This window comes from Novipirellula aureliae (assembly GCF_007860185.1).
Taxonomy (GTDB): Bacteria; Planctomycetota; Planctomycetia; order Pirellulales; family Pirellulaceae; genus Novipirellula_A; species Novipirellula_A aureliae.
The window spans coordinates 728,775-749,778 of record NZ_SJPY01000001.1 but is presented as its reverse complement, the minus strand read 5'-3'; the positions used below and the strand labels follow the sequence as shown (position 1 = coordinate 749,778).

General features: G+C 53.1%; 14 protein-coding genes. 4 read left to right on the top strand and 10 right to left on the bottom strand.

The window, feature by feature from the left end; genetic code table 11:
• Positions 1–345 precede the first annotated feature (345 nt).
• Positions 346–738, top strand: coding sequence for a GxxExxY protein (locus Q31b_RS02850; RefSeq protein ID WP_146598129.1), 393 nt, complete (start codon positions 346–348; stop codon positions 736–738).
• 1,711 nt (positions 739–2,449) lie between these two features.
• On the opposite strand, the gene Q31b_RS02845 is transcribed toward Q31b_RS02850, so the two are convergent.
• From Q31b_RS02845 to Q31b_RS02830, 4 genes are all read right to left on the bottom strand, one after another.
• Positions 2,450–4,066: a prenyltransferase/squalene oxidase repeat-containing protein gene (locus Q31b_RS02845; RefSeq protein ID WP_146598128.1), complete on the bottom strand. Its 1,617-nt coding sequence runs from the start codon at positions 4,064–4,066 to the stop codon at positions 2,450–2,452.
• A 179-nt stretch (positions 4,067–4,245) separates the two neighbouring features.
• Complete coding sequence (locus tag Q31b_RS02840) at positions 4,246–5,628, bottom strand: NAD(P)(+) transhydrogenase (Re/Si-specific) subunit beta (RefSeq protein ID WP_146598127.1); 1,383 nt, start codon at positions 5,626–5,628, stop codon at positions 4,246–4,248.
• Positions 5,625–5,921 carry an NAD(P) transhydrogenase subunit alpha gene (locus Q31b_RS02835; RefSeq protein WP_146598126.1) on the bottom strand — a complete coding sequence of 99 codons (297 nt, stop codon included), beginning with the start codon at positions 5,919–5,921 and terminating at the stop codon, positions 5,625–5,627. The genes Q31b_RS02840 and Q31b_RS02835 overlap by 4 nt, the downstream gene beginning before the upstream one ends.
• 85 nt (positions 5,922–6,006) lie before the next feature.
• Positions 6,007–7,134 (bottom strand): Re/Si-specific NAD(P)(+) transhydrogenase subunit alpha, encoded by a 1,128-nt coding sequence (locus tag Q31b_RS02830; protein WP_146598125.1) that lies wholly within the window; start codon positions 7,132–7,134, stop codon positions 6,007–6,009.
• A 320-nt stretch (positions 7,135–7,454) separates the two neighbouring features.
• Between Q31b_RS02830 and Q31b_RS02825 the strand changes: the two genes are divergently transcribed.
• A complete protein-coding gene (locus Q31b_RS02825) occupies positions 7,455–8,621 on the top strand; it encodes a M20/M25/M40 family metallo-hydrolase (RefSeq protein WP_146598124.1) in 1,167 nt (388 codons plus the stop codon).
• A 210-nt stretch (positions 8,622–8,831) separates the two neighbouring features.
• Positions 8,832–9,089, top strand: coding sequence for a (2Fe-2S)-binding protein (locus tag Q31b_RS02820; protein ID WP_315860372.1), 258 nt, complete (start codon positions 8,832–8,834; stop codon positions 9,087–9,089).
• A 69-nt stretch (positions 9,090–9,158) separates the two neighbouring features.
• On the opposite strand, the gene clpX is transcribed toward Q31b_RS02820, so the two are convergent.
• Positions 9,159–10,439, bottom strand: a complete 1,281-nt coding sequence (clpX, locus tag Q31b_RS02815; RefSeq protein WP_146598122.1) for an ATP-dependent Clp protease ATP-binding subunit ClpX — start codon at positions 10,437–10,439, stop codon at positions 9,159–9,161.
• A 313-nt stretch (positions 10,440–10,752) separates the two neighbouring features.
• Positions 10,753–11,079 (bottom strand): hypothetical protein, encoded by a 327-nt coding sequence (locus tag Q31b_RS02810; protein ID WP_146598121.1) that lies wholly within the window; start codon positions 11,077–11,079, stop codon positions 10,753–10,755.
• A 736-nt stretch (positions 11,080–11,815) separates the two neighbouring features.
• Between Q31b_RS02810 and Q31b_RS02805 the strand changes: the two genes are divergently transcribed.
• Entirely contained in the window at positions 11,816–16,237 is a 4,422-nt protein-coding gene (locus tag Q31b_RS02805; RefSeq protein WP_231617255.1) for a VWA domain-containing protein, read from the top strand.
• Between the two features lie 74 nt (positions 16,238–16,311).
• Here the strand turns inward: Q31b_RS02805 and Q31b_RS02800 are convergent, their stop codons facing one another.
• The 4 genes from Q31b_RS02800 to Q31b_RS02785 form a co-directional block, all read right to left on the bottom strand.
• Positions 16,312–17,613: a serine hydrolase domain-containing protein gene (locus tag Q31b_RS02800; RefSeq protein ID WP_197170795.1), complete on the bottom strand. Its 1,302-nt coding sequence runs from the start codon at positions 17,611–17,613 to the stop codon at positions 16,312–16,314.
• Positions 17,614–17,833: 220 nt separating this feature from the next.
• Positions 17,834–18,331, bottom strand: coding sequence for a universal stress protein (locus tag Q31b_RS02795; protein ID WP_197170793.1), 498 nt, complete (start codon positions 18,329–18,331; stop codon positions 17,834–17,836).
• A 275-nt stretch (positions 18,332–18,606) separates the two neighbouring features.
• Entirely contained in the window at positions 18,607–20,007 is a 1,401-nt protein-coding gene (gltA, locus tag Q31b_RS02790) for an NADPH-dependent glutamate synthase (protein ID WP_197170791.1), read from the bottom strand.
• Between the two features lie 82 nt (positions 20,008–20,089).
• Positions 20,090–20,962 carry a sulfide/dihydroorotate dehydrogenase-like FAD/NAD-binding protein gene (locus Q31b_RS02785; protein WP_146598118.1) on the bottom strand — a complete coding sequence of 291 codons (873 nt, stop codon included), beginning with the start codon at positions 20,960–20,962 and terminating at the stop codon, positions 20,090–20,092.
• Positions 20,963–21,004: the final 42 nt, after the last annotated feature.

Here is a 21,004-nt window from a genome sequence, read left to right as displayed (position 1 = left end):
CCTTTCCTAGTTTTTATTCGCGTCCATTGGCGTGATTAGCGGGCAGAAAATCTTCTTCCTTCTGGGCATTTCGAATGTGGTCAAAGTTTGCCCGCGAATCAAGCAAATGAACGCTAACAATGGCAAGCCGACAAAACCCTTTCCTAGTTTTTATTAGCGTCCATTAGCGTGATTAGCGGGCAGAAACTCTTCCCCTTCTTGACATGTCGGATGTGGTCAAAGTTTGCCCGCGAATCAAGCGAATGAACGCTAATAATTGCAAAGCGACAAAAGCCCCTTTCCTGGTATCATTAGCGTGATTAGCGGGCAAATCTTTCTTTTTCGGTAGTTGATGGAGTTCTCGAAATGGCAAACTTGATCTGCAAAGATGAGTGCTACAAGATTATTGGAGCATGCTTCGAGGTTTACAACGACAAGGGATGCGGCTTTCTGGAATCGGTCTACCAGGAGTGCTTGGTCATTGAACACGAATACCAACAGATCCCGTTCGTTCCGCAGCAAGCGTTGCGATTGTTTTACCGCGGAAAAGAATTAAAGCAAAAATTTATCCCGGATTTCATCTGCTATGAAAAAATTATCCTTGAGATTAAAGCTGTCAGTAAGCTGACCGACGAACATCGCGCTCAAGTCATCAATTATTTGAATGCCACAGGCTTTGAACTGGGGTTGCTGGTCAACTTTGGCGGCCATCCACAGCTCGAATGGGAACGACTCGTACACACCAAAAAAGAATCTTGAGAATGGCTGAGAGAAGTTTGCCCGCAAATCAAGCAAATCAAGCAAATCAAGCGAATCAAGTGAATCAACGCTAACAATGGCAAACCGACAAAAGCCCCTTTTCCTGGTTTTTATTCGCGTCCATTAGCGTGATTAGCGGGCAGAAAACCATCCCCATCTGGGCATTTCGAATGTGGCCTAAATTTGCCCGCGAATCAAGCGAATGAATGCTAAGAATGGCAAACCGACAAAAACCCTTCCCTGGTTTTTATTCGCGTCCATTGGCGTGATTAGCGGGCAGAAAATCTTTCCCTTCTGAACATTTCCGATGTGTCCAAGTTTGCCCGCGAATCAAGCGAATGAACGCTAACAATGGCAAACCAACAAAAGCCCCTTCCCTAGCTTTCATTCGCGTCCATTGGCGTGATTAGCGGGCAGAAAATCTTTCCCTTCTGGACATTTCCGATGTGGTCAAAGTTTGCCCGCGAATCACGCGAATGAACGCTAATAATTGCAAAGCGACAAAAGCCCCTTTCCTAGTTTTTATTCGCGTCCATTGGCGTGATTAGCGGGCAGAAAACCATCCACTTCTGGGCATTTCGAATGTGGCCTAAATTTGCCCGCGAATCAAGCGAATGAACGCTAATAATTGCAAAGCGACAAAAAACCCTTCCCTGGTTTTTATTCGCGTCCATTAGCGTGATTAGCGGGCAGAAACTCTTCCCCTTCTTGACATTTCCGATGTGTCCAAGTTTGCCCGCGAATCAAGCGAATGAACGCTAAGAATGGCAAAGCGACAAAAGACCCTTTCCTAGCTTTTATTCGCGTCCATTAGCGTGATTAGCGGGCAGAAACTCTTCTCCTTCTGGGCATTTCGAATGTGGTCAAAGTTTGCCCGCGAATCAAGCGAATGAATGCTAAGAATGGCAAACCGACAAAAACCCTTCCCTGGTTTTTATTCGCGTCCATTAGCGTGATTAGCGGGCAGAAAATCTTTCCCTTCTGGGCATTTCCGATGTGTCCAAGTTTGCCCGCGAATCACGCGAATGAACGCTAATAATTGCAAAGCGACAAAAAACCCTTCCCTAGTTTTTATTCGCGTCCATTGGCGTGATTAGCGGGCAGAAAACCTTCCCCTTCTGGGCATTTCCGATGTGTCCAAGTTTGCCCGCGAATCAAGCGAATGAACGCTAAGAATTGCAAGCCGACAAAATAGCCTTTCCTAGTTTTTATTCGCGTCCATTGGCGTGATTAGCGGGCAGAAAATCTTCTTCCTTCTGGGCATTTCGGATGTGGTCAAAGTTTGCCCGCGAATCAAGCGAATGAACGCTAATAATTGCAAAGCGACAAAAACCCTTTCCTCGTTTTTATTCGCGTCCATTAGCGTGATTAGCGGGCAGAAACTCTTCCCCTTCTTGACATTTCGGATGTGGTCAAAGTTTGCCCGCGAATCAAGCGAATGAACGCTAATAATTGCAAAGCGACAAAAGCCCCTTTCCTAGTTTTTATTCGCGTCCATTGGCGTGATTAGCGGGCAGAAAATCTTCTTCCTTCTGGGCATTTCGAATGTGGCCTAAATTTGCCCGCGAATCATGCGAATGAACGCTAACAATGGCAAACCAACAAAACCCCTTTCCTAGCTTTTATTCGCGTCCATTGGCGCATTTTTGCGGGAACAAAAACATCGATCCAGGCCAGTGTCCACTGGCCATGCTGCTGGCCGCAAAAATGTTTACAGAGGGAAATCTTCAATTTCTTCGTAGAGAGGCATATAGCGGTAATAGACCTCTAAGATCATCGCCGCCATCGCGGTTGTGTAAAGCCGTCCGCCAACGTCACCGAAGTGGTCCTTGAAGTGCCAACTGCCCGCTTCATGGCCTACCGTCGCTTGCGTTTTTACCAGCGAATCACGAAGCTTCCTGTTCCACTCGTTCCAACCGTGATGTCGCGAATGATGTAACGCCAACGTCCCGTAGTAGTTGTGATAGATGTTGTTCGGCAAGGGACCTCGCTTCGCCAATTTGCTAAGTGATTCTTCCATCGGAGCCTCATACGGCGAATGGCCCAAGTACAACATCAACGTCAATCCGATCGCTGTCGTCGTCGGCTCAGGCTTCGGCATTCGATAGCCAAATTCGAATTCTCCTTTCGGTGCCATTTCAAGCAGAAACCGATGAGCGTCCGAAAACGTTTTCTGATAAACGGTAACCTTGCTACGGCGGGCCGCGACGAGCGAAAGCACTTGCCATCCGGTAAGCGTCGTATCACCAGGACTGCCGGGAACGTAGCCCCATGAACCACTGAAATAGTGTTGTGCTCGCTCGGTGAACCGGACGCCTCGATCGGTCAAGTATCTCAAATCAGTATCGCCATCTTCAAAGCCTTCTCGACGTGACATCGACAACGCTTCGGCTAACGCCAGCAACGCAATGCCATGTCCATACATGCTGCCCTGTTGCCAATCGAGTCCAAACTCGGACTCCGTTGCAACATCTCGCAAATAGTAAAGGCCATCTTTGACGACTTTATCGTACTTGCCTTCGTGTTGTGTGTAGCCCGCCCCGAGGAACGCGAGTAGAGCTAACCCAGTCGCTGCTGTCGAAGGCGTCGGCGTATCACCTGGTTCGCGGCTGTGACTGCATCGTCCATTGCATGGATCGAGTTCTAAATTGAACGACCATGAACCATCGCGGCGTTGATGGTTTGCCAACCACGCGAGTGCTCGTTCGACGGCTTGTTCACTCTCAGCCGTCGCTCCATATTTTTGTCCTAGTCGCGTTCGGCCGGTCGGGGTGCGACCGCCCAATCCTCCACCACTCGGTAACCGTCTCGATAGCGACTGGCTCGACGCCGACGCCGAGATTGCCGTTCGAACCTCCGTCGAATCGGTCGTTTTTTCGGCATTGGCGTGGTTTTCCAGAGGCGATGAAACCATGGATGGTTCCGCTGGAGCAATCGTCACCGTCTCCATTTGCTCCGCTAACGACATGGCAGTTGAAGTCGACGAATCATGCTCCTCGATCGCTGATTCGAACGTGACGTCGGCTGAAGCGGGGCCTCGGCGGGCGTCGAGATGAAGGCGACCTGCGGACCCGACATGGTAGCTGAGTAACGCCAGCACGATTAGCAGTAAGGTATGCACGATCGCACTGACCAATAACGCAATCGTGCCTGGTCCTCCTGCCGCTCTCGTCGGCTTTTCCGCTTGGAGAGGTGACACCGCTTTGAGCGACGACTCTGCGTTCGGTTGAGCAATTGGTGGAGCATCGGGACGGATCGCCGCCCCAGCGGTTTGCAGGGCCGGATCGCCCGTAGCGGTTGTGCCGGTCATGTCAGTATCAGTCGCCAAAATGGTAAAATCCTCCCACTCGACTATAGCACGAGCCAGACGTTTTAGCGAAGAATTTTGCGAGCTCTGCCCGCGTCTTCCGCCTCCTTCCATCGAGTTTGTCTCGACGGGAGCAAAACGAGGTCCGCGAAACTCATCCAATCGTTACAAGGCTCCCGGCTGGTGACAAGTTTGCCATCTTACTCCTTGAAAGCCGCGATGATGCTCGACAGTGATTGTTTGGCGTCTCCGAACAACATCCGGGTGTTTTGCCCAAAGAACAACGGATTGTCGACTCCGGAGAAGCCCGATGCCATCGATCGCTTGAGGACAAACACCGTACGGGCATAATCGACATTGATGATCGGCATGCCGTAGATCGGACTGTTCTCATCTTCTCGAGCCGCTGGGTTGACCACGTCATTGGCACCGATCACGATCGCCACGTCAATGTTCTCAATGCGAGGGTTGATGTCGTCCATTTCGACCAATTGCTCGTAGGGAACGTTGGCTTCGGCCAGCAACACGTTCATGTGTCCCGGCATCCGTCCGGCCACCGGGTGAATCGCATAGCTGACTTCTGCACCGTTCTTCTCCAGCAGCTCACCCAGTTCGCGGACAACGTGTTGCGCCTGAGCCACCGCCATTCCGTAACCGGGCACCATGACGACCGAGGAAGCTGCTTCCAAAATCAGATACGCGTCTTCGGCGACGATCGGCTTGACTTCGCCTTCAACCTTGGTCGCCGACTTGGTTGCTGTAAATCCAGAGAACAAGACATGGCTGAGCGAACGGTTCATCGCTTTGCACATGATATTCGTTAGAATGATCCCTGCCGCACCGACGAGCGATCCTGCGACGATGAGGATCGTATTGTTGATCGCCAATCCAGCCGCACAAGCTGCCAAGCCGCTGTAGCTATTGAGCAGCGAAATCACCACAGGCATATCAGCACCGCCAATCGGAATGACGGCCATGACGCCAAGCAATAATGACAATGCGACGACGACATAGATCAGCGTTGCGTTCCACGCTTCGGGCTGCATTACCATCGCGATGCCACACCCAATCGAAGCGATCAGCAGCAGGAGCGTAATGATTTGCTGTCCTGGCAAGGTGATCGCTCGGCTGGGGATCGTTTCGGCAAGTTTGCCCCAAGCAACGATACTGCCTGAAAACGTGACGCCCCCGATCAAGATCGATAACAAAATCGTGACGATCGTAAACGCGGTTTGCGTCGACGGGTCTTCGCCACTGCCCATGTCGAGCGCGGCCCAGCCGACGAGTAGACTGGCAATACCTCCCGAGCCGTTAAACAGAGCAACCATTTCGGGCATCCCCGTCATCGCAACTCGCCGAGCGGCGATCGCACCGACGAGAGCACCGAGCGTTGCCGCACCGCCGATCCAGCGAAAATCGATGATCTCTCGTGATCCCAACGTCACGACGATGGCGACCAACATGCCGAGAGCCGATAACTGGTTTCCGCGTACCGCCGTTGCTGGTGAGCTTAGCAGTTTCAAGCCGTAGATGAACAAGATCGCCGAAACGATGTAGACGGCTCCGATTAGCTCAACACTCATGACCGCACCTCTGGCTTCTCTTTCGTCTTGAACATGCCCAGCATGCGGTCGGTCACCATGTATCCACCGACAACATTAACGGTTGCGAAAAAGACCGCCGCGGCCCCGAGCCAAGTCGCCCACTCGGCCATCGGTCCGCCTGCTAACGTGATCGCACCGACCACGGTGATACCGGATATCGCGTTCGCACCCGACATCAGCGGAGTGTGTAACGTCGCGGGGACTTTCGAAATCAGCTCGAATCCTAAAAAGATCGAGAGCATGAGTACGAAACCTAGGAAGACGGTTTCCATCGTGGACTTTCTTGAGTGGAGGTGGTTAAGTTGGTTGGGAGGAAAATCTTTTCACGTCTCGGAGAGACGCGGCTACTGCCTTGCTTCAGGAAGACTTCAACATTGGATGAACAATCTCACCATCCCGAGTGATCACGGCGGATTGAACAATTTCATCCTCAGGCGACAAGTTTAACGTCTTCGCTTCCGCATCCCAAAACTCTTCGATTAAGTTGAACAGGTTATTCGAATACATTTCACTGGCATTACGGCAAACCTGTGACGGCAAATTTCCCATACCGAGGATTTTCACGCCATCGACGTCAACGATTTGGTCGAGCACACTTCCTTCCACATTGCCACCTGATTCGACAGCCATGTCGACCACGACACTGCCGCGTTGCATCGAGTGAACCATCTCGGACGTGACGATCCGCGGCGCCGGGCGGCCGAACAGTTGAGCCGTGGTAATAACCACGTCCGATTCCGCGATCACCTTCGCTTGTCCCGCCTTTTGCATTTCAATTTGCTCGGGCGTTAGCGCTTTCGCGTAGCCCTGTTCCGTTTGGCCCACTTCGCCCAAATCGATTTCGACGAATTTTGCTCCCAGCGAGCGAACTTGCTCCGCGACGACCGGCCGGGTATCAAAGGCTTCGACTCGAGCCCCCAAACGCTTAGCCGTTGCAATTGCTTGCAGTCCAGCGACTCCAGCCCCGATCACGAAAACTCGCACTGGCCGAATCGTGCCCGAGGGTGTCATCATCATCGGGAACGCTTTGGGACAATGATAGGCCGCTTGGATGACCGTGACATAGCCAGCCAAGTTGGCTTGCGACGACAATGCGTCCATCTTCTGAGCTCGCGTGCTTCGCGGGATCATCTCCATCGAGATCGCCGTGACCTTGCGGTTGGACATCGCGTCCACTAACTCGCGGCGGTTCATCGGGTCGAGAAAACTAATGTGGACCGAGCCACTTTTGAGCGGTTCGATATCACCAGGTTCCGGTTGGCGGACTCGCAAGACGATATCCGCTTCGCCGAGCATCTGATGCCGGTCAGTGGCAATCGTGACCCCCGCGTCGACATAGTCTTGATCCGAAAATCCCGACGCCGAACCCAATCCCGACTCGGCAGTGATATCAAAACCAAGCCGGAGCAATTTTTTCGCATTTGCAGGGACTAATGCCGTCCGCAACTCACCCGGCCAGGTTTCAACCGGTACACCAATTCGCATTTCTATTTCCGATCGATTCTCACAACAAATGTCATCAAAGGAACCTGTTAGATTAACGAGAAAAGGTGGGGTGGGGAAGTCGCTTAGTATTTTGGCTCTGTTTTCGGGTGCCGGTATTGGTCTTAGGACGCTTGGGGCCTAGACTCGGGGAGAGTTCCGTCAAACAGCCCAGAGGCCGATACATTTTTGCCATTGGGCGTGAGCCACCGGAATGGTTTTCCTGGTCCGGTGACTTACGCCACCGGCAGAAAGATGCCGCCCTCTGGGCTACAAAACGAACGATTAGCAATCAAACTCCTCCCCCAACAGGACACCCTCTTGTGAACAACGAAACCGCGCTACAACGATTTCTCGATCTCGCCGCTATCCCAGGTCGCAGTGGCGACGAGTTACCGGTTGCGACCCACCTTATCGAACGTCTTGTCGAAGTGGGAATTGACGAGTCTCAGATTCACTTTGACGGCGCCCAATCAAGAACCGAACTGAAGGGGAATTGCGGGAACCTGATCGTCAGACTCCCCGGCAAGGGGTCGGGGCAAACGACCATGTTGTCCGCTCACATGGACACGGTGCCGATTTGCGTCGGCAGCCAACCGGTCGTCGATGGTGCGCAGGTGCGAAGTAGCGTCAAGACGGGACTCGGCGCGGATGACCGTAGCGGTTGTGCAGCGATACTTACCGCTGCGATTGAGCGACTTGCCCAAGGCGACGAGAATTTCCCGCCCGCTGTGATCGTGTTTTTCATTCAAGAAGAAATCGGTCTGCGCGGGGCCCGACATCTCGACACCTCCGCCATTGGACAAGTCGACCGAGCCTTCAATTTTGATGGCGGTGACCCACACAAAATTACGGTAGGTGCGATTGGTGGCGAAAGGATGTCGATAACCGTGCATGGCACGCCCGCGCATGCAGGCGTTGCACCCGAGAAAGGAGCCAGCGCGATTGTGATGGCATCCAAGGCGGTCGCCGATCTGCACCAACGGGGTTGGCTCGGCAAAATTGAGAAGCCCGAAGGCGCTGGAACCGCCAACGTCGGCGTCTTTCACGGCGGAGATGCCACCAACGTTATCACCCCCGAGGTACTGTTAAAAGCCGAAGCGCGAAGCCATGATGCGGCATTTCGCAGTCGCATTGTGGAGGAGATTCGAAAAGCGTTTACCTCCGCAGCCGAAACGGTGAGGACCGACTCCAAGCTGGCCGGACACATCGAATTCGAATCACAAGTCGACTACGACTCCTTCCGCCTCAAAGATGACCATGCATCGATTCAAGCAGCCAGCCAAGCGATCGAACAGGTTGGACGAACGCCTTATTGTGCGGTTGCCAACGGCGGGCTCGACGCCAATTGGCTCTACCGACATGGCATCGAAGCGGTCACGCTGGGGTGTGGCCAACAGAACATCCACACAGTCGATGAACGACTCGAGATCGCCGACTACCTCGATGCGTGCCGAATGGCAACTTGGTTGATTGCGGAAGGTGCCTAATGCTGAATTGTGACGACAACCTGATGCGTATTGCCGATCGCCATCCTTCTTCACCCTCCCTAAAGGCAGTTCGAGGCGGGTCGAAAGAGCGACGGGTCGTTCGGAACAGGGCCTGCGGTAAGCTTGCCCGCGAGGAACGCGTTGCGGGGGGGCCCTTAGCGAAAAACTTGCGAAAGGTTCGGTTTTGGCCCTCCCAGCTTTGCCGGGAGGGTGAAATTGGTGGAAATTGACGAAGAACTCTGCATCTGCTTTCACGTATCGAAACGAAAAGTTATTCAGTTCATACGTGTCACCAAGCCGACGAAGGTGAGCCAATTATCGGAGTGCTATGGAGCAGGAACGGGATGTGGATGGTGCAGGCCATTCCTACAAAAGTTGATGGAAGACCAGAACCCTGAATCGACATGTCTACCCAGGCAAGAGGATTACGCCGCACGGCGAAAAGAGCACCGAGATCGCCTCGGTTGACGCCAATACCGCAGAAAGCCTGCGTTACTGGCGTGTTCAACCGAGGGAGAAACCAATGGAGAACGTTTCTTAGGCACTCTTGGTCGTTGGCATTTGGAACAATTTCCTTGATCCCGAAACGATGCTCTCGTCAATCGTGTAAACGCTACCTCGCTCTTGTTCGGGCAAGTCGTACATGATGTCCAACATCACCTCTTCCATAATCCCACGAAGCCCACGTGCTCCCACCCCCTTGTCGAGAGCTCGAGCGGCAATCAAGTGCAGTGCCTCATCGGTAAAGTTCAGGTCACAATTCTCCATTTTGAACAGAGCTTGGAACTGCTTCGTCAACGCGTTCTTTGGCTCCTTCATCACACGAACCAAACCATCCTCATCCAGCTGTTGGAGATAGCTAACCACGGGCAAACGTCCGACCAATTCGGGGATCAATCCGAACTGCAGGATGTCTTCGGTCTGCACATTGCTAAGGAGTTCGTTATCGGACAACTCACTGCGAAGGCTCGTTCCGCCGCCGAAGCCGAGCGTTTTGTGCCCCATTCGTTTGCGAATGATGTCTTCGATACCGACAAAGGTGCCGCCCACGATAAACAAGATGTTCGACGTATCGATTTGGATATACTGTTGTTCGGGATGCTTACGCCCACCCTGTGGCGGTACGTTGGCAACGGTCCCTTCGAGCATTTTCAGCAGGCTTTGCTGGACGCCTTCGCCGGATACATCGCGAGTGATCGAGACGTTGGCACTGGTTTTACCGATCTTGTCCACTTCGTCGATATACAAGATACCTCGCTGAGCCGCTTCGACGTCAAAGTCGGCAGCGTGCAACAATTTCAACAGCAAGTTTTCGACGTCTTCGCCAACATACCCTGCTTCGGTTAGCGTCGTCGCATCACCGATTGCAAAGGGCACGTTTAGCATGCGTGCCAAGGATCGAGCCATCAACGTTTTACCGCTCCCGGTGGGGCCAGCCAACAAGATATTGCTCTTTTCGATCTCAACATCCGAAGTACCTTCCCACTCGCTCGTCAGACGTTTGTAGTGGTTATGCACGGCCACGGCCAAAACACGTTTAGCCGATTCTTGACCAATCACATATTGGTCAAGGTGTTCAACGATCTTTTTGGGTGCTGGGATTTCGTTGAAGAGTGCTTTCGAGGGTCCGCGCCGCCGCTGCTCTTGATCGAGTATCGACTCGCATAGCTCAATGCACTCACCACAGATGTAAACATCACCTGGGCCTTCAACGAGTGGTCCAACATCCCGATAACTTTTTCGACAAAAAGAACACGAAGCGTTCTTTTTACTTGATGAAGTTCCACGGCGTGAACTGGGGGTTTCCTTCGAGGGCATACACGGCTCCTGGTTGTGTTAAAGTGCTTTGCAAATTCATTGTAACAACTCTGCGAAATTTCTTGAGCCGAAGCTCTCGCGGTTCATTCCAATGTCAATCGCAAAATGCTTTAACGCGTCAAACGGTTAGGGCCACGGGTCCGAATGCTTCTCGGTGACTTTCGACGGTCACCAGTTAGGTCATCCGTTTCCTCGAAAGATTCGAACCAAATGTGGTTGTATTAAAACAGTAAATATGGTTTCCCGAGTGAACGCCCACATGGAATGGAAGGGACAGCTCATTCGAAAAGGTTTCCATCGAACTTATGACTTGTCACTGGCCGCCGAATCGGTTGGCCGCCGAATCGTTTCCCGCAGCTGATTTGGCCGATGGAGTTGGGCCGCTGAGTGGTTCGGATTCGACTTGGTTTGACAGTTGTCGATGGGTCGTCGCTTTTATAGTTCGGTATTCTTGGTCGCTAATGTCACCCCTTCGTCGCATTTCTTCTAAGTTTGCTAGCGTTTCCGAGGTGGTCTCCCGGTCGTTGGCGTTGTAGTCGCGAAACTTTGACACAAATGAAAATGCCACAGCAATCAAGACACACAGAATGAGAACGGAAAGCCCAGCCTGTATTGTAGGATTGGCGAAAAAATCTGTCATAACCTTTGTTTCTAGTGGGGATCGTTCTGGTCCGCAAATCCCGCTCGACCATCCGGCCAGCCTAACAGCCGGCCAGCTTAACAGCCGGCCAGCCTAACGTGGCGACTCGGTTTGTTGTCAAACGAATCATAGGGGTGTCCACCAGGGGTGGTCCAGCAATTTCGGTCTGGTTTCGCAAGTATTTCCTGTTTCACGGGCTTTTTCGCGTTTCACGGGCTTTTTCGCGTTTCACGGGCTTTTTCGCGTTTCACGGGCTCTTTCGCGTTTCACGGGTACGGTGGGAGTCCAGGCTTTAGCCGATTCCACCCAGCTTACCAGGATAGAAAAATCAGGATAAAAAATCGCCTCAAGGATGGACTCCGACCACTCTTTTGGCACGCCGCTAGCGTTTCTACTGCTATCGATCCCAAAATCGCGGTGTTTGTCCTTTTGTACTGTGCTAGTTTGCAACAAGTGTTGCATCTTGCAACACCTACAACCGGCATCTTCACCAAGAAGGCGGGCGGAAAGATATGTTTTTTCATGGCGAAACCGTTCGTTCGGAAATAGACTCTTGGTAGGGAGCTTTCCGACTTGCTCGGTTTTCCCATGCTGAGATTCATTCGAGACTAGGCTTTGTCCGAAAAAGGGGTCTGACCCTCTCCAGACAAGCCGAATACTATTGAATTACGAATGTCCTCAAAAGGGTCAGACCCTTTTTCGGATAAAGCCTAGAACGACCAAAATGAGACACGCAATGCGTTTTTTGTCAACGCGGAGACTAAATGTGATGGGACTTGGAACACGATTATTAAAGAATCGACTGCTTTTTGGCAGTTTGACGTTTGCAACGGCCGCGATTTTGCCAGCCTTGGCTGGCAAACCAGCTGCGGCAGCGGACGACGACGCTCAGGTGCGGATTGTGAGCTACGCAACACCGTCGGGTGACGGATTTTTCGCCGCATCGATATTGCCTGCTGCTAGCGATTCAATGCTCTCAGCGACTCGGCAAGCAGACGCCGATGTGGTGCTAATCGTCGACACGTCCGCTAGCCAAATGGGTGAATACCGACGCGATTCTGTCGCTGCGGTTCGAACCGTGGTCGAACAACTTGACACAAGAGATCGTGTTCGCATGTTCGCTGTCGACGTCAAGCCGACCGATTTGAGCGGTGAATTCGGCTCGGCTGCTTCGTCGTTGACCAGCGACGCGGTTGAAAAACTTAGCAAACGATTGCCGCTAGGAAATACCAACTTAGTTTCCGCCCTCGATGCTGCTCGCACCGCTTTGGTTGCCGAACCGGGCAATCGAACGCGTTCGGTCATCTATATCGGCGACGGAACCTCCCTGGAGGCCTCCGCCGATCACAAGCGTTTTGAAGCTCTGGTCGATGCCTTGCGAGCGGATCATATCTCCATTCACAGTATCGTGATTGGCCCGACCACTCATGTGGAACTTCCAGCCATTTTAGCCAACCAAACCGGTGGTGTTTTGGGCATTGCCGAGAATAGCGAAGGCGCTCATCCAGTCGATATCGCTCGTGCGGTCGGCCAATCGGCTACGGTTTCACCGATTTGGCTTGAGAGCATGAAGTTGCTCGATGGGATGCAAACCGTACAACATGATCGTCTGCCGCCACTACGGCTTGACCGCGACTCGATTTTGCTCGGTCGGACCGCCGATTTGTCAAACACCTCGGGGCAACTAACACTTGTTGGTGAAACGACGACAGCATCGATCGAGATGACGGCCACTGCGACGATCGAATCGAATCATCCTGATTTTGCCTTTTTGCCAGCGATGGTTGAACAAGCGACGAATGATCGCGGTTTGTTATTGCCGACCGCAGGATCGCCATTGCTTCGTGAATCGGCTCGTCTGTTTGCGGCGCAAGCCGATGAGTTGGTTCGGGCGAGCAATATGGCACTTCAGCAAGGTAACGTTCGCGGTGCAAAAGTAATTGCCGAAAAGGCGTTGGAAGTTGACCCCGAAAACCCTGAAGCTCAGGTCATCGAAGAAACGACTCACGATGCAAACCGATTGATCATTCAAAACACTGACGATACGCCCTTTGGGGATATCTTCGGTAGCGATGACACTGCGGGTGTCAATGATCCGTTCGGCGATGGTGGTGGCGATTCGGATGAGATGGGTTTTGGCCAACCTGCGGCTGACGAGAATGCACCGCCCGCCCCCCGTCAAGCTCAACCGCAAGCTCAACCGCAAGCTCAACCGCAAGCTCAACCACAAGCAACGGATGTGCAACCCGAGCAGGGTTTGCCACCGCGTCCACAAGCAACACCACAGCAACCACAAGCGGCACCACAGCAACCCCTGCAACCATCGAACCAGAATTTCTTTGGTCCTTCGGTCGGCGATGATGAACTACTTGAAACAGGTGGCGATTTACTCGACCGTACCGTTGCACAGCAATCGGCTGCGGAGGGACGTGCTCGAGCCGAGGTAACCGCTCAACTCCGAGCGGCACGTCGGATGTTGCGTCAAGATCCGACGGATGTCTCAAGTCAACTGAAGAGCTTGCTTGGTTGGTTGCAGGCGAACGAAGACTTGTCCGCTGCCCTTCGTCAAGAGTTGATGGGTGAGGTGCGGTCGGCGATCCAAATCGCATCCTCTCGTGAAGCAGCGTACATCGACGATCAAAGAAATTTGGAACAACAGGCCGCAGCGGCCAACTCAACGTCTCGATTGCTCGAAGAAACGTTCCGGCGTGAAGACACGATGAAAACGCTATCTCGCCAGATGAATGCGTTGATCGACGAAGGACGCTACGAGGAAGCGGATGGTGAAGTCAGTATTCCGTTTGCTCGACTCGCCGGTGATACCATCACACGCGACTCGGTCGCCGGTCGACAATTCACCGACTACCCGTTGTGGTTGCAAACGTATGCTCGCGATCGTCGTTACACCGAGATGCGTGAACGAAACTTTATCGATGCGATGTCTCTTGTCCTCAAGGCACACGTTCCCTTCGTCGATGAACCACCGGTCGTTTGGCCGGAAGCCGAAGTATGGCAACGGCTTAGCCGACGTCGACTCGAGAAATATGGCGCGGTCGAATTGGTCGACGATAACGAAAGTGCTCGTCGAATCCAAAACTCGTTGAGTGACGAAACAACACAAAGCTTTATTGAAACGCCACTTGAAGAAGCGATTGAAAAAATCGGACGTGACCACGATATTCCGATCGTTATCGATCGTCGGGCTCTCGAAGAATTTGGTTTGACCCCTGACATGCCGGTGACGCTGACACTGCAAAATGTATCGCTTCGTTCTTTCATGCGTTTGATGCTGAAGGAAAACGAATTGACTTACGTCATCAAAGAGGAAGTCATGCAAATCACCACCAAGGAAGCTGCATTAGACGACCCCGTCGTGAAGGTCTATCCCGTTGGTGACCTTGTCATTCCCATCATGCAGATGGGCGGCATGGGCGGCGGTATGATGGGCGGCGGCATGGGCGGCATGGGCGGCATGGGTGGCATGGGCGGCATGGGCGGCATGGGCGGCGGCATGATGGGCGGCGGCATGGGCGGCATGGGCGGCGGCATGATGGGCGGCGGTATGGGCGGCATGGGGGGTGGTATGTTCGCCATTCCCGATGAGGTTTCGCTGCAAAATAAAACCCAAGCGACGGATTCGGACGCTGCCAATGCAAATGCCGATTCCGCATCCGATGCACCACGACCGCGTAAGTCGATCTCGCAATTCGACATCAAGCCGATAACGGTCGAAGTCGAGGACGGGGAATCACTTGAAGCGGCCTGGGATCGTTTCTTTGCCGAAATCAATATCGACAATGCGGAAGACCTATCGGTCCTCGATGCCCGTATTCGTACAACCCTTCGTCAACATTCCATTCATGCCTCTCAAGCCCAAGAAGCCGGCGATACCGAGAAGGCGATTGCTTCATTCTCTCAGTCACGAGATTTGATCGCAGCGGCGCTGCGTGCCGGTCACGCACGTCCTTGGATGTATCAAGCTTATGCGATTACGTTGCAGGCGACCGGGGCACCGAGCGAGCAAATCGAGCGTACGCTATTGTCCGCTGTCGACTTTGCAGAAACCCCCGAAGACCTGTTACATGTTGCCGCACGATTGGAAGAAGTCGGGTCGCCATCCGCGGCTCTCGAATTGTGTAAGAAGGTGTCGTTAATCGACCCCTATCGACGCGAACCCTACGTGATGGGACTTCGTATTGCTCAAGAACTAAAGGACACCGATGGCTTAGCGTGGGCTTGTAGCGGAGTGTTGAGCCAAGCTTGGCCCGAGAAATTTCAGCCAATCGTTGAAGAAGCTCGACTGGTCGCTCGCGCAACGCATAGCGACTTGGTGGCCGCAAAGAAGACCGAAGAGGCCAAAAAGTTCAGCGATGCTTTGCGGCTTGCCGCATCGCATGACGTGATCGTCCGCGTCTCTTGGACGGGTGAAGCCGATTTGGATTTGGCAGTGGAAGAACCATCAGGCACCGTTTGTTCGATCGATTCCTTCAGTAGCCCAGGCGGTGGAACACTACTCGGCGACTCATTCCCAGGTCACGGCGAAGACGAATTTGGAACCGTGTCGGAAACCTATATCTGTCCAAAAGGTTTCACCGGTAAGTACCGTCTATTGATTCGGCGAGTTTGGGGGTCGGTCTCGACGGGCCATGCGACCGTGGAAATCGTAACCGATGCCGGTCGCGAAAGCCAACGCTACATTCGTGAAGAGATTCCGGTGACCGAGAAAGATGCCTTGGTTCTGTTCGAGGTCAAAGAGGGCCAGCGTAAAGAGGAGATCGCTGCGGCTCAACTCGAATCACTGCGTGGTGCACAACGAAACATGAACCAAGGTTTGCTTGCTCAAGTGGGTGGGCTTCCTACTCCCGTCGACCAAGGACAAGTTTTGCGAGATTTGTACCGCGACATTCAAGCGTTGACGGGCGATAGCTCAGGTGGAATCATATCGCCTGGGGTTGGTCCTCTCGGTTTTCGCCGTGGCGGTGCCGTTGGTTTCAAACCCGAAATCACCACGTTGTCGGAAGGAGCTGCGGTCAGCGGGATCGCGATCATCTCGGCAGACCGCCGATATGTCCGAATCACTCCGACTCCGGCCTTCACTCAAATCGGAGACGTCACGACGTTTAACTTCGTCTCGGGTGAAACAGGAACCAGTTTTTAGCAGAGGAATAACATAGCCAAGAGGAAATGTTCAACTTCGTCTCGGGTGATACAGAAACCTGCGGCGAAGTCGCCTTATGCGATCTGCCGTTGCTGAGCGTTTGCTCCGATGCACTCATAAAAGGCATCGCGAACCGCTTTTTCGCGAGGATCATCCGACAAACGGAAGCCCATTTTGTTGGTGATGTAAGCAAAGCCGGCTCGATGTGACGGATCCGCCATCCCAAACGAGCCGCCTGCGCCGGGGCAACCAAATGCTGTGGAATCACTTCCGAACGGCATGCCTCGACTAGGTCGAGAAAACCCAAACTGGTAGCTCGTGTCCATCTTGAGGATGGCATCATAATTGCCATCGCGCGGAGTGGTTGGCGGAGCGATGAGTTCGCGATAGGTCTCGGAGCGAAGCCCTAGTTCTTTACCGCCACGGGCGAGTACTTCGTAAACCTTCGCGACGGCGATCGCTTGACCGAAACCGTTGGCCGAGGGAATCTCTAGGTGACGATACTTCTCGCTACCGATTTCAGCAGGATTGTTGATCTTCAACGTGCGAATTGATTTCGAAACGAGTGAATTCGGCAAAATGCCTGACAACACCATCATCGGCGGCAACTCGTGCAAATGACCAAGCATCTCGTAGCGGTGAAACCCCTGGATCGTACTCAGCCGGCCGAGGGAAATATGCCGCGGCAATCCGATATAAAATTCGATTCCCAATCGTTCCGCGATTTCCTGCTGGAAAAACACTCCAATACTTCGGCCCAATGGGTCAATTCGACGGAGCAGTTCGCTCTGATACCAGCCTAATGTGAGTGTGTGGTAGCCATGTCGGCTGCCCGGTTCCCAAAGCGGCCGTTGGTTTTGCAAAATTTCCGCGAGCCCATCCTGGTCAGCCAACTGATCTGCTTCGAGCGGTCGCCCGGTCGTCACCAAACCGGCTTGGTGGGAAAGCAATTGACGAACCGTAATCTGTTCCTTGCCCTGCTTGGCAAACTCAGGCCAATACGTCGCAACGGTCTGGTCCAATTCGAACAGAGATTGGCTGTGGGCAACCGCCAGCGCAGCAGCAGCCATGCCCTTGGTCACCGAAAAACAGAGCGTCAGGGTTTCGGGCGACCACGCAACTTGAGAGTCCTCGCACTGGGTGCCTCCCCACAGATCAACGACCCGTTCTCCCTGGTGATAAATCGCGCACGCCGCCCCCTGCTCGCCACGCTCACGAAAGTTTCGTTCAAACTGTTCGCGGACGTACTCAAAGCCCTTTTCGACATGACCATCGACCAAAACGTCTCGTTTTCCAGAACGAATGTCAACGGACTGGTCGCCTGTTACCGCTAGATGCATATCATCGTTTTTGGGAAAAATTGAATAAATTGCCATTTAATTGCCAACGTGCATACGGTGAGCCACTCGAACTCGTTCGAATCGTACGAAGACCGCCGTTGGTAAAGCAACTGCAAAAAAGACGAATGCAAACCGACGGATTCTTCTCGATAATGCCCTCATGCCGCATCATGCCCTGATTCTCATGCCCTGATTCTAGCCTCTCCAACAACGACAAACCACAATCGTAAACGGTCCATGGACAACTTCCGTTACCTCAATAGGAAGCTTCCGACGGCACCGTTTTTTCGTAGGCTTTCCGGTTGCCTGACTCGATATCCTTGGGCGGTGTTCGGCAAACCAACACGGGACAGGGTGAATGGCGGAGCACCTCGCTAACGACACTGCCGATGAACCAACGCATCAAAGGCCCATGGGCATGCGTTCCAACCACCATTACTTCACTGCCAAGTTCCCGCGCCTTGCTCACCAGTATTTCACTAGCGATGCCGACCTCCAAATGCCGACGGACTCGATCGGGAGGTAAGGGAATCTCGATTTCCTCCAGAAGTTTCCGCAGTTCCAGCGGCGTCGTGATACTGCAAGCCGGTACACCAAATGAAGTGAAGTCGGATGCGACGGGGTCAACCGGATACCAAACATGAACCAAATCCATGATCGCACCTCGGCGATTGGATTCCTCGACCGCGACCCGTACCGCTTCGTCACTAGCCGGGCTGAAGTCGGTGGCACATAGCACAGAGGGTGTCGACATGATTTCTTTTTTCCCTAAAGAGACCGTTTCTAAGCACAACTCGTTGCGAAGCATGCGTTTATTTCCTTTAAGAACGGTAGCATTCGGCATGCCAATACCGACTTCGCACGCTTGCCTCGCATCCCAAAGCACAGGCCGAGCGAATCAGCGCGCAGAAGAGACTTTTCGTGCGTATCCGCACACATCACACGATTGGGTCATCGGCGGCTTGACGGACGAGAATCCTACGAGCAATCCCAATCGAACCGAGGGCTTATTGAAAATGGCAATCCCGCCTACCACTCGCCCGTTCGCAGGAAGTCGTTGATGGACCGAGCTGCCGTTCGGCCTGCTCCCATAGCCAGAATGACGGTGGCGGCTCCGCTGACGATGTCACCGCCAGCGAAAACGCCGCGTTTGTTCGTTCGCAGTGATTTTTCGTCGGCGACAATGTAGCCCCATTTGTTTGTTGCCATATCGGGCGTCGTCGATTGGACCAACGGGTTGGCACCGGTACCGACCGCGATGATGGCAACATCGAGCGGCATTTCAAATTCGCTACCTTCGATCGGTTTCGGACGACGGCGACCCGAGTCATCTGGCTCACCCAACTCCATCTTGATGAGTTTGACTCCCGTCAGAACGCCTCGCTCATCACCGATAAATTCGATGGGATTGTGCAGATTCATAAACTCGACGCCTTCGTCTTTCGCATGATGCACTTCCTCTTTCCGTGCCGGCATTTCCTCTTCACTACGGCGGTAGATGATGTAGGCATTTTTTGCTCCCAATCGCATCGCCGAACGAACCGAGTCCATTGCCGTATTGCCCCCCCCGACGACAGCCACATTTCGATCCCGGCAATCATAAACCGGCTGATCATAATGCTCTGAGTCATAGGCTTTCATCAGGTTGACGCGAGTCAAAAACTCGTTGGCTGAGTAGACTCCCCCAAAATGCTCGCCTGGGATATCCAAGAACTGGGGCAAGCCTGCACCGGTTGCGATAAAGACCGCATCAAAGGCCTCTTCGTCAAACAGTTCATCGATCGTCATCGATTTGCCGACGACGACATTGGTTTGAAAATCGATGCCCATCTTTTTCATGTTTTCGATCTCGCCGCGAACGATGTCTTTCGGCAATCGAAATTCAGGAATTCCATAGAGCAACACGCCACCGATTTCATGAAGCGCTTCAAAAACAGTGACCTGGTGACCTTGCAATGCCAGATCACCAGCACAACTGAGTCCCGCCGGTCCCGAGCCGACAATGGCGACTTTCTTGCCCGTCGATGGTGCTCGCTCTGGTAGCCCGATTTGTCCTGATTGGCGTTCATAATCGGCGACGAATCGTTCCAGGTTGCCGATGGCCAACGAGCTAAACCGCTTGCCCATGATGCAAGCCCCTTCGCATTGATTCTCTTGTGGACATACCCGTCCGGTCACCGCGGGTAAGACGTTATCTTCGCGAATCTTTGCGGCCGCTTTCAAGTAGTCGCCGGCCAGAACCAGCTCGACAAAATCCTTGATTTTCACCCCAACCGGACAGCCGCCGACGCATTTAGGATCGGCACAACTGAGGCATCGTTGTGCTTCGGTTTCCGCAGCAACAACTTCAAGCCCAAGGTTAACCTCACCAAAGTTGCGAGCCCGTACGGCCGCCTCCTGTTCTGGCATTGCTTGACGAGGAATCTTCATTCGTTCTTTTGGAGGGAGCGGTTTTGCCATGATGATGTTGAGTTAGGTTTTTATTGGGGTGAACGGAAAACAGACCGCCTGATTAAGTGGATTGCTCCAAACGACACGATGATTTTTGCTTTGCGGCTTCGCACTGTTCTTTCTCGAAGCGGGCGAGCGATTCCGTTTCTTGTTGTTTGTATAAACGGTTTCGTTGGATCAATACTTCGAAATCGACTTGGTGAGCATCGAATTCGGGCCCATCAACACAAGCAAACCTACTCTTCCCCCCCACCAGAACTCGGCAACCACCGCACATCCCAGTCCCGTCGACCATAATCGGATTCAAACTAACGATGGTTTTAATCGCATGCGGCCGGGTCCTTTCGGCAACCGCTCGCATCATCGGCACCGGGCCAATCGCCAAGACACGAGCGATGGGGGCTCCGCGGTCGATCACCTGTTGTAGTTTTTCAGTGACGAAACCTTTTTCGCCATGGCTGCCGTCGTCCGTCATGATGCAAAGTTCGTCGCTTGTTGCTCGCATTTCATCCTCTAGAATCAACAGTTCTCTGTTTCGAGAACCGACGATGCTAATCACATGATTCCCCGCCTTTTTCATCGCAACGGCCGTCGGGTAGGCAATCGCTGTGCCGACTCCGCCACCGATGATAACGACGGTTCCGAAGGTATCGATTTCCGATTCTTCGCCGAGCGGTCCGACGACGTCAAGAATGGAATCACCGGTCTCAAGCGTATTGAGCCACTTGGTTGTTTTCCCAACGCCTTGGACGATAATCGTAATATTTCCTTCGTCGTCCGAGTCAGCGATCGTAAGTGGAATTCGTTCACCATGTTCGGCAATACGAAGGATCACGAATTGGCCCGCTTGCCGTTTTTTAGCCACTCGCGGTGCATGAATTCGAAACAACTTGACATCGCGGGCCAAAGGTCTGGCTTCGACTATCGGGAACATTCAATCACTCTACTACGACAAAAGGGCGAAACACTTGTCCTC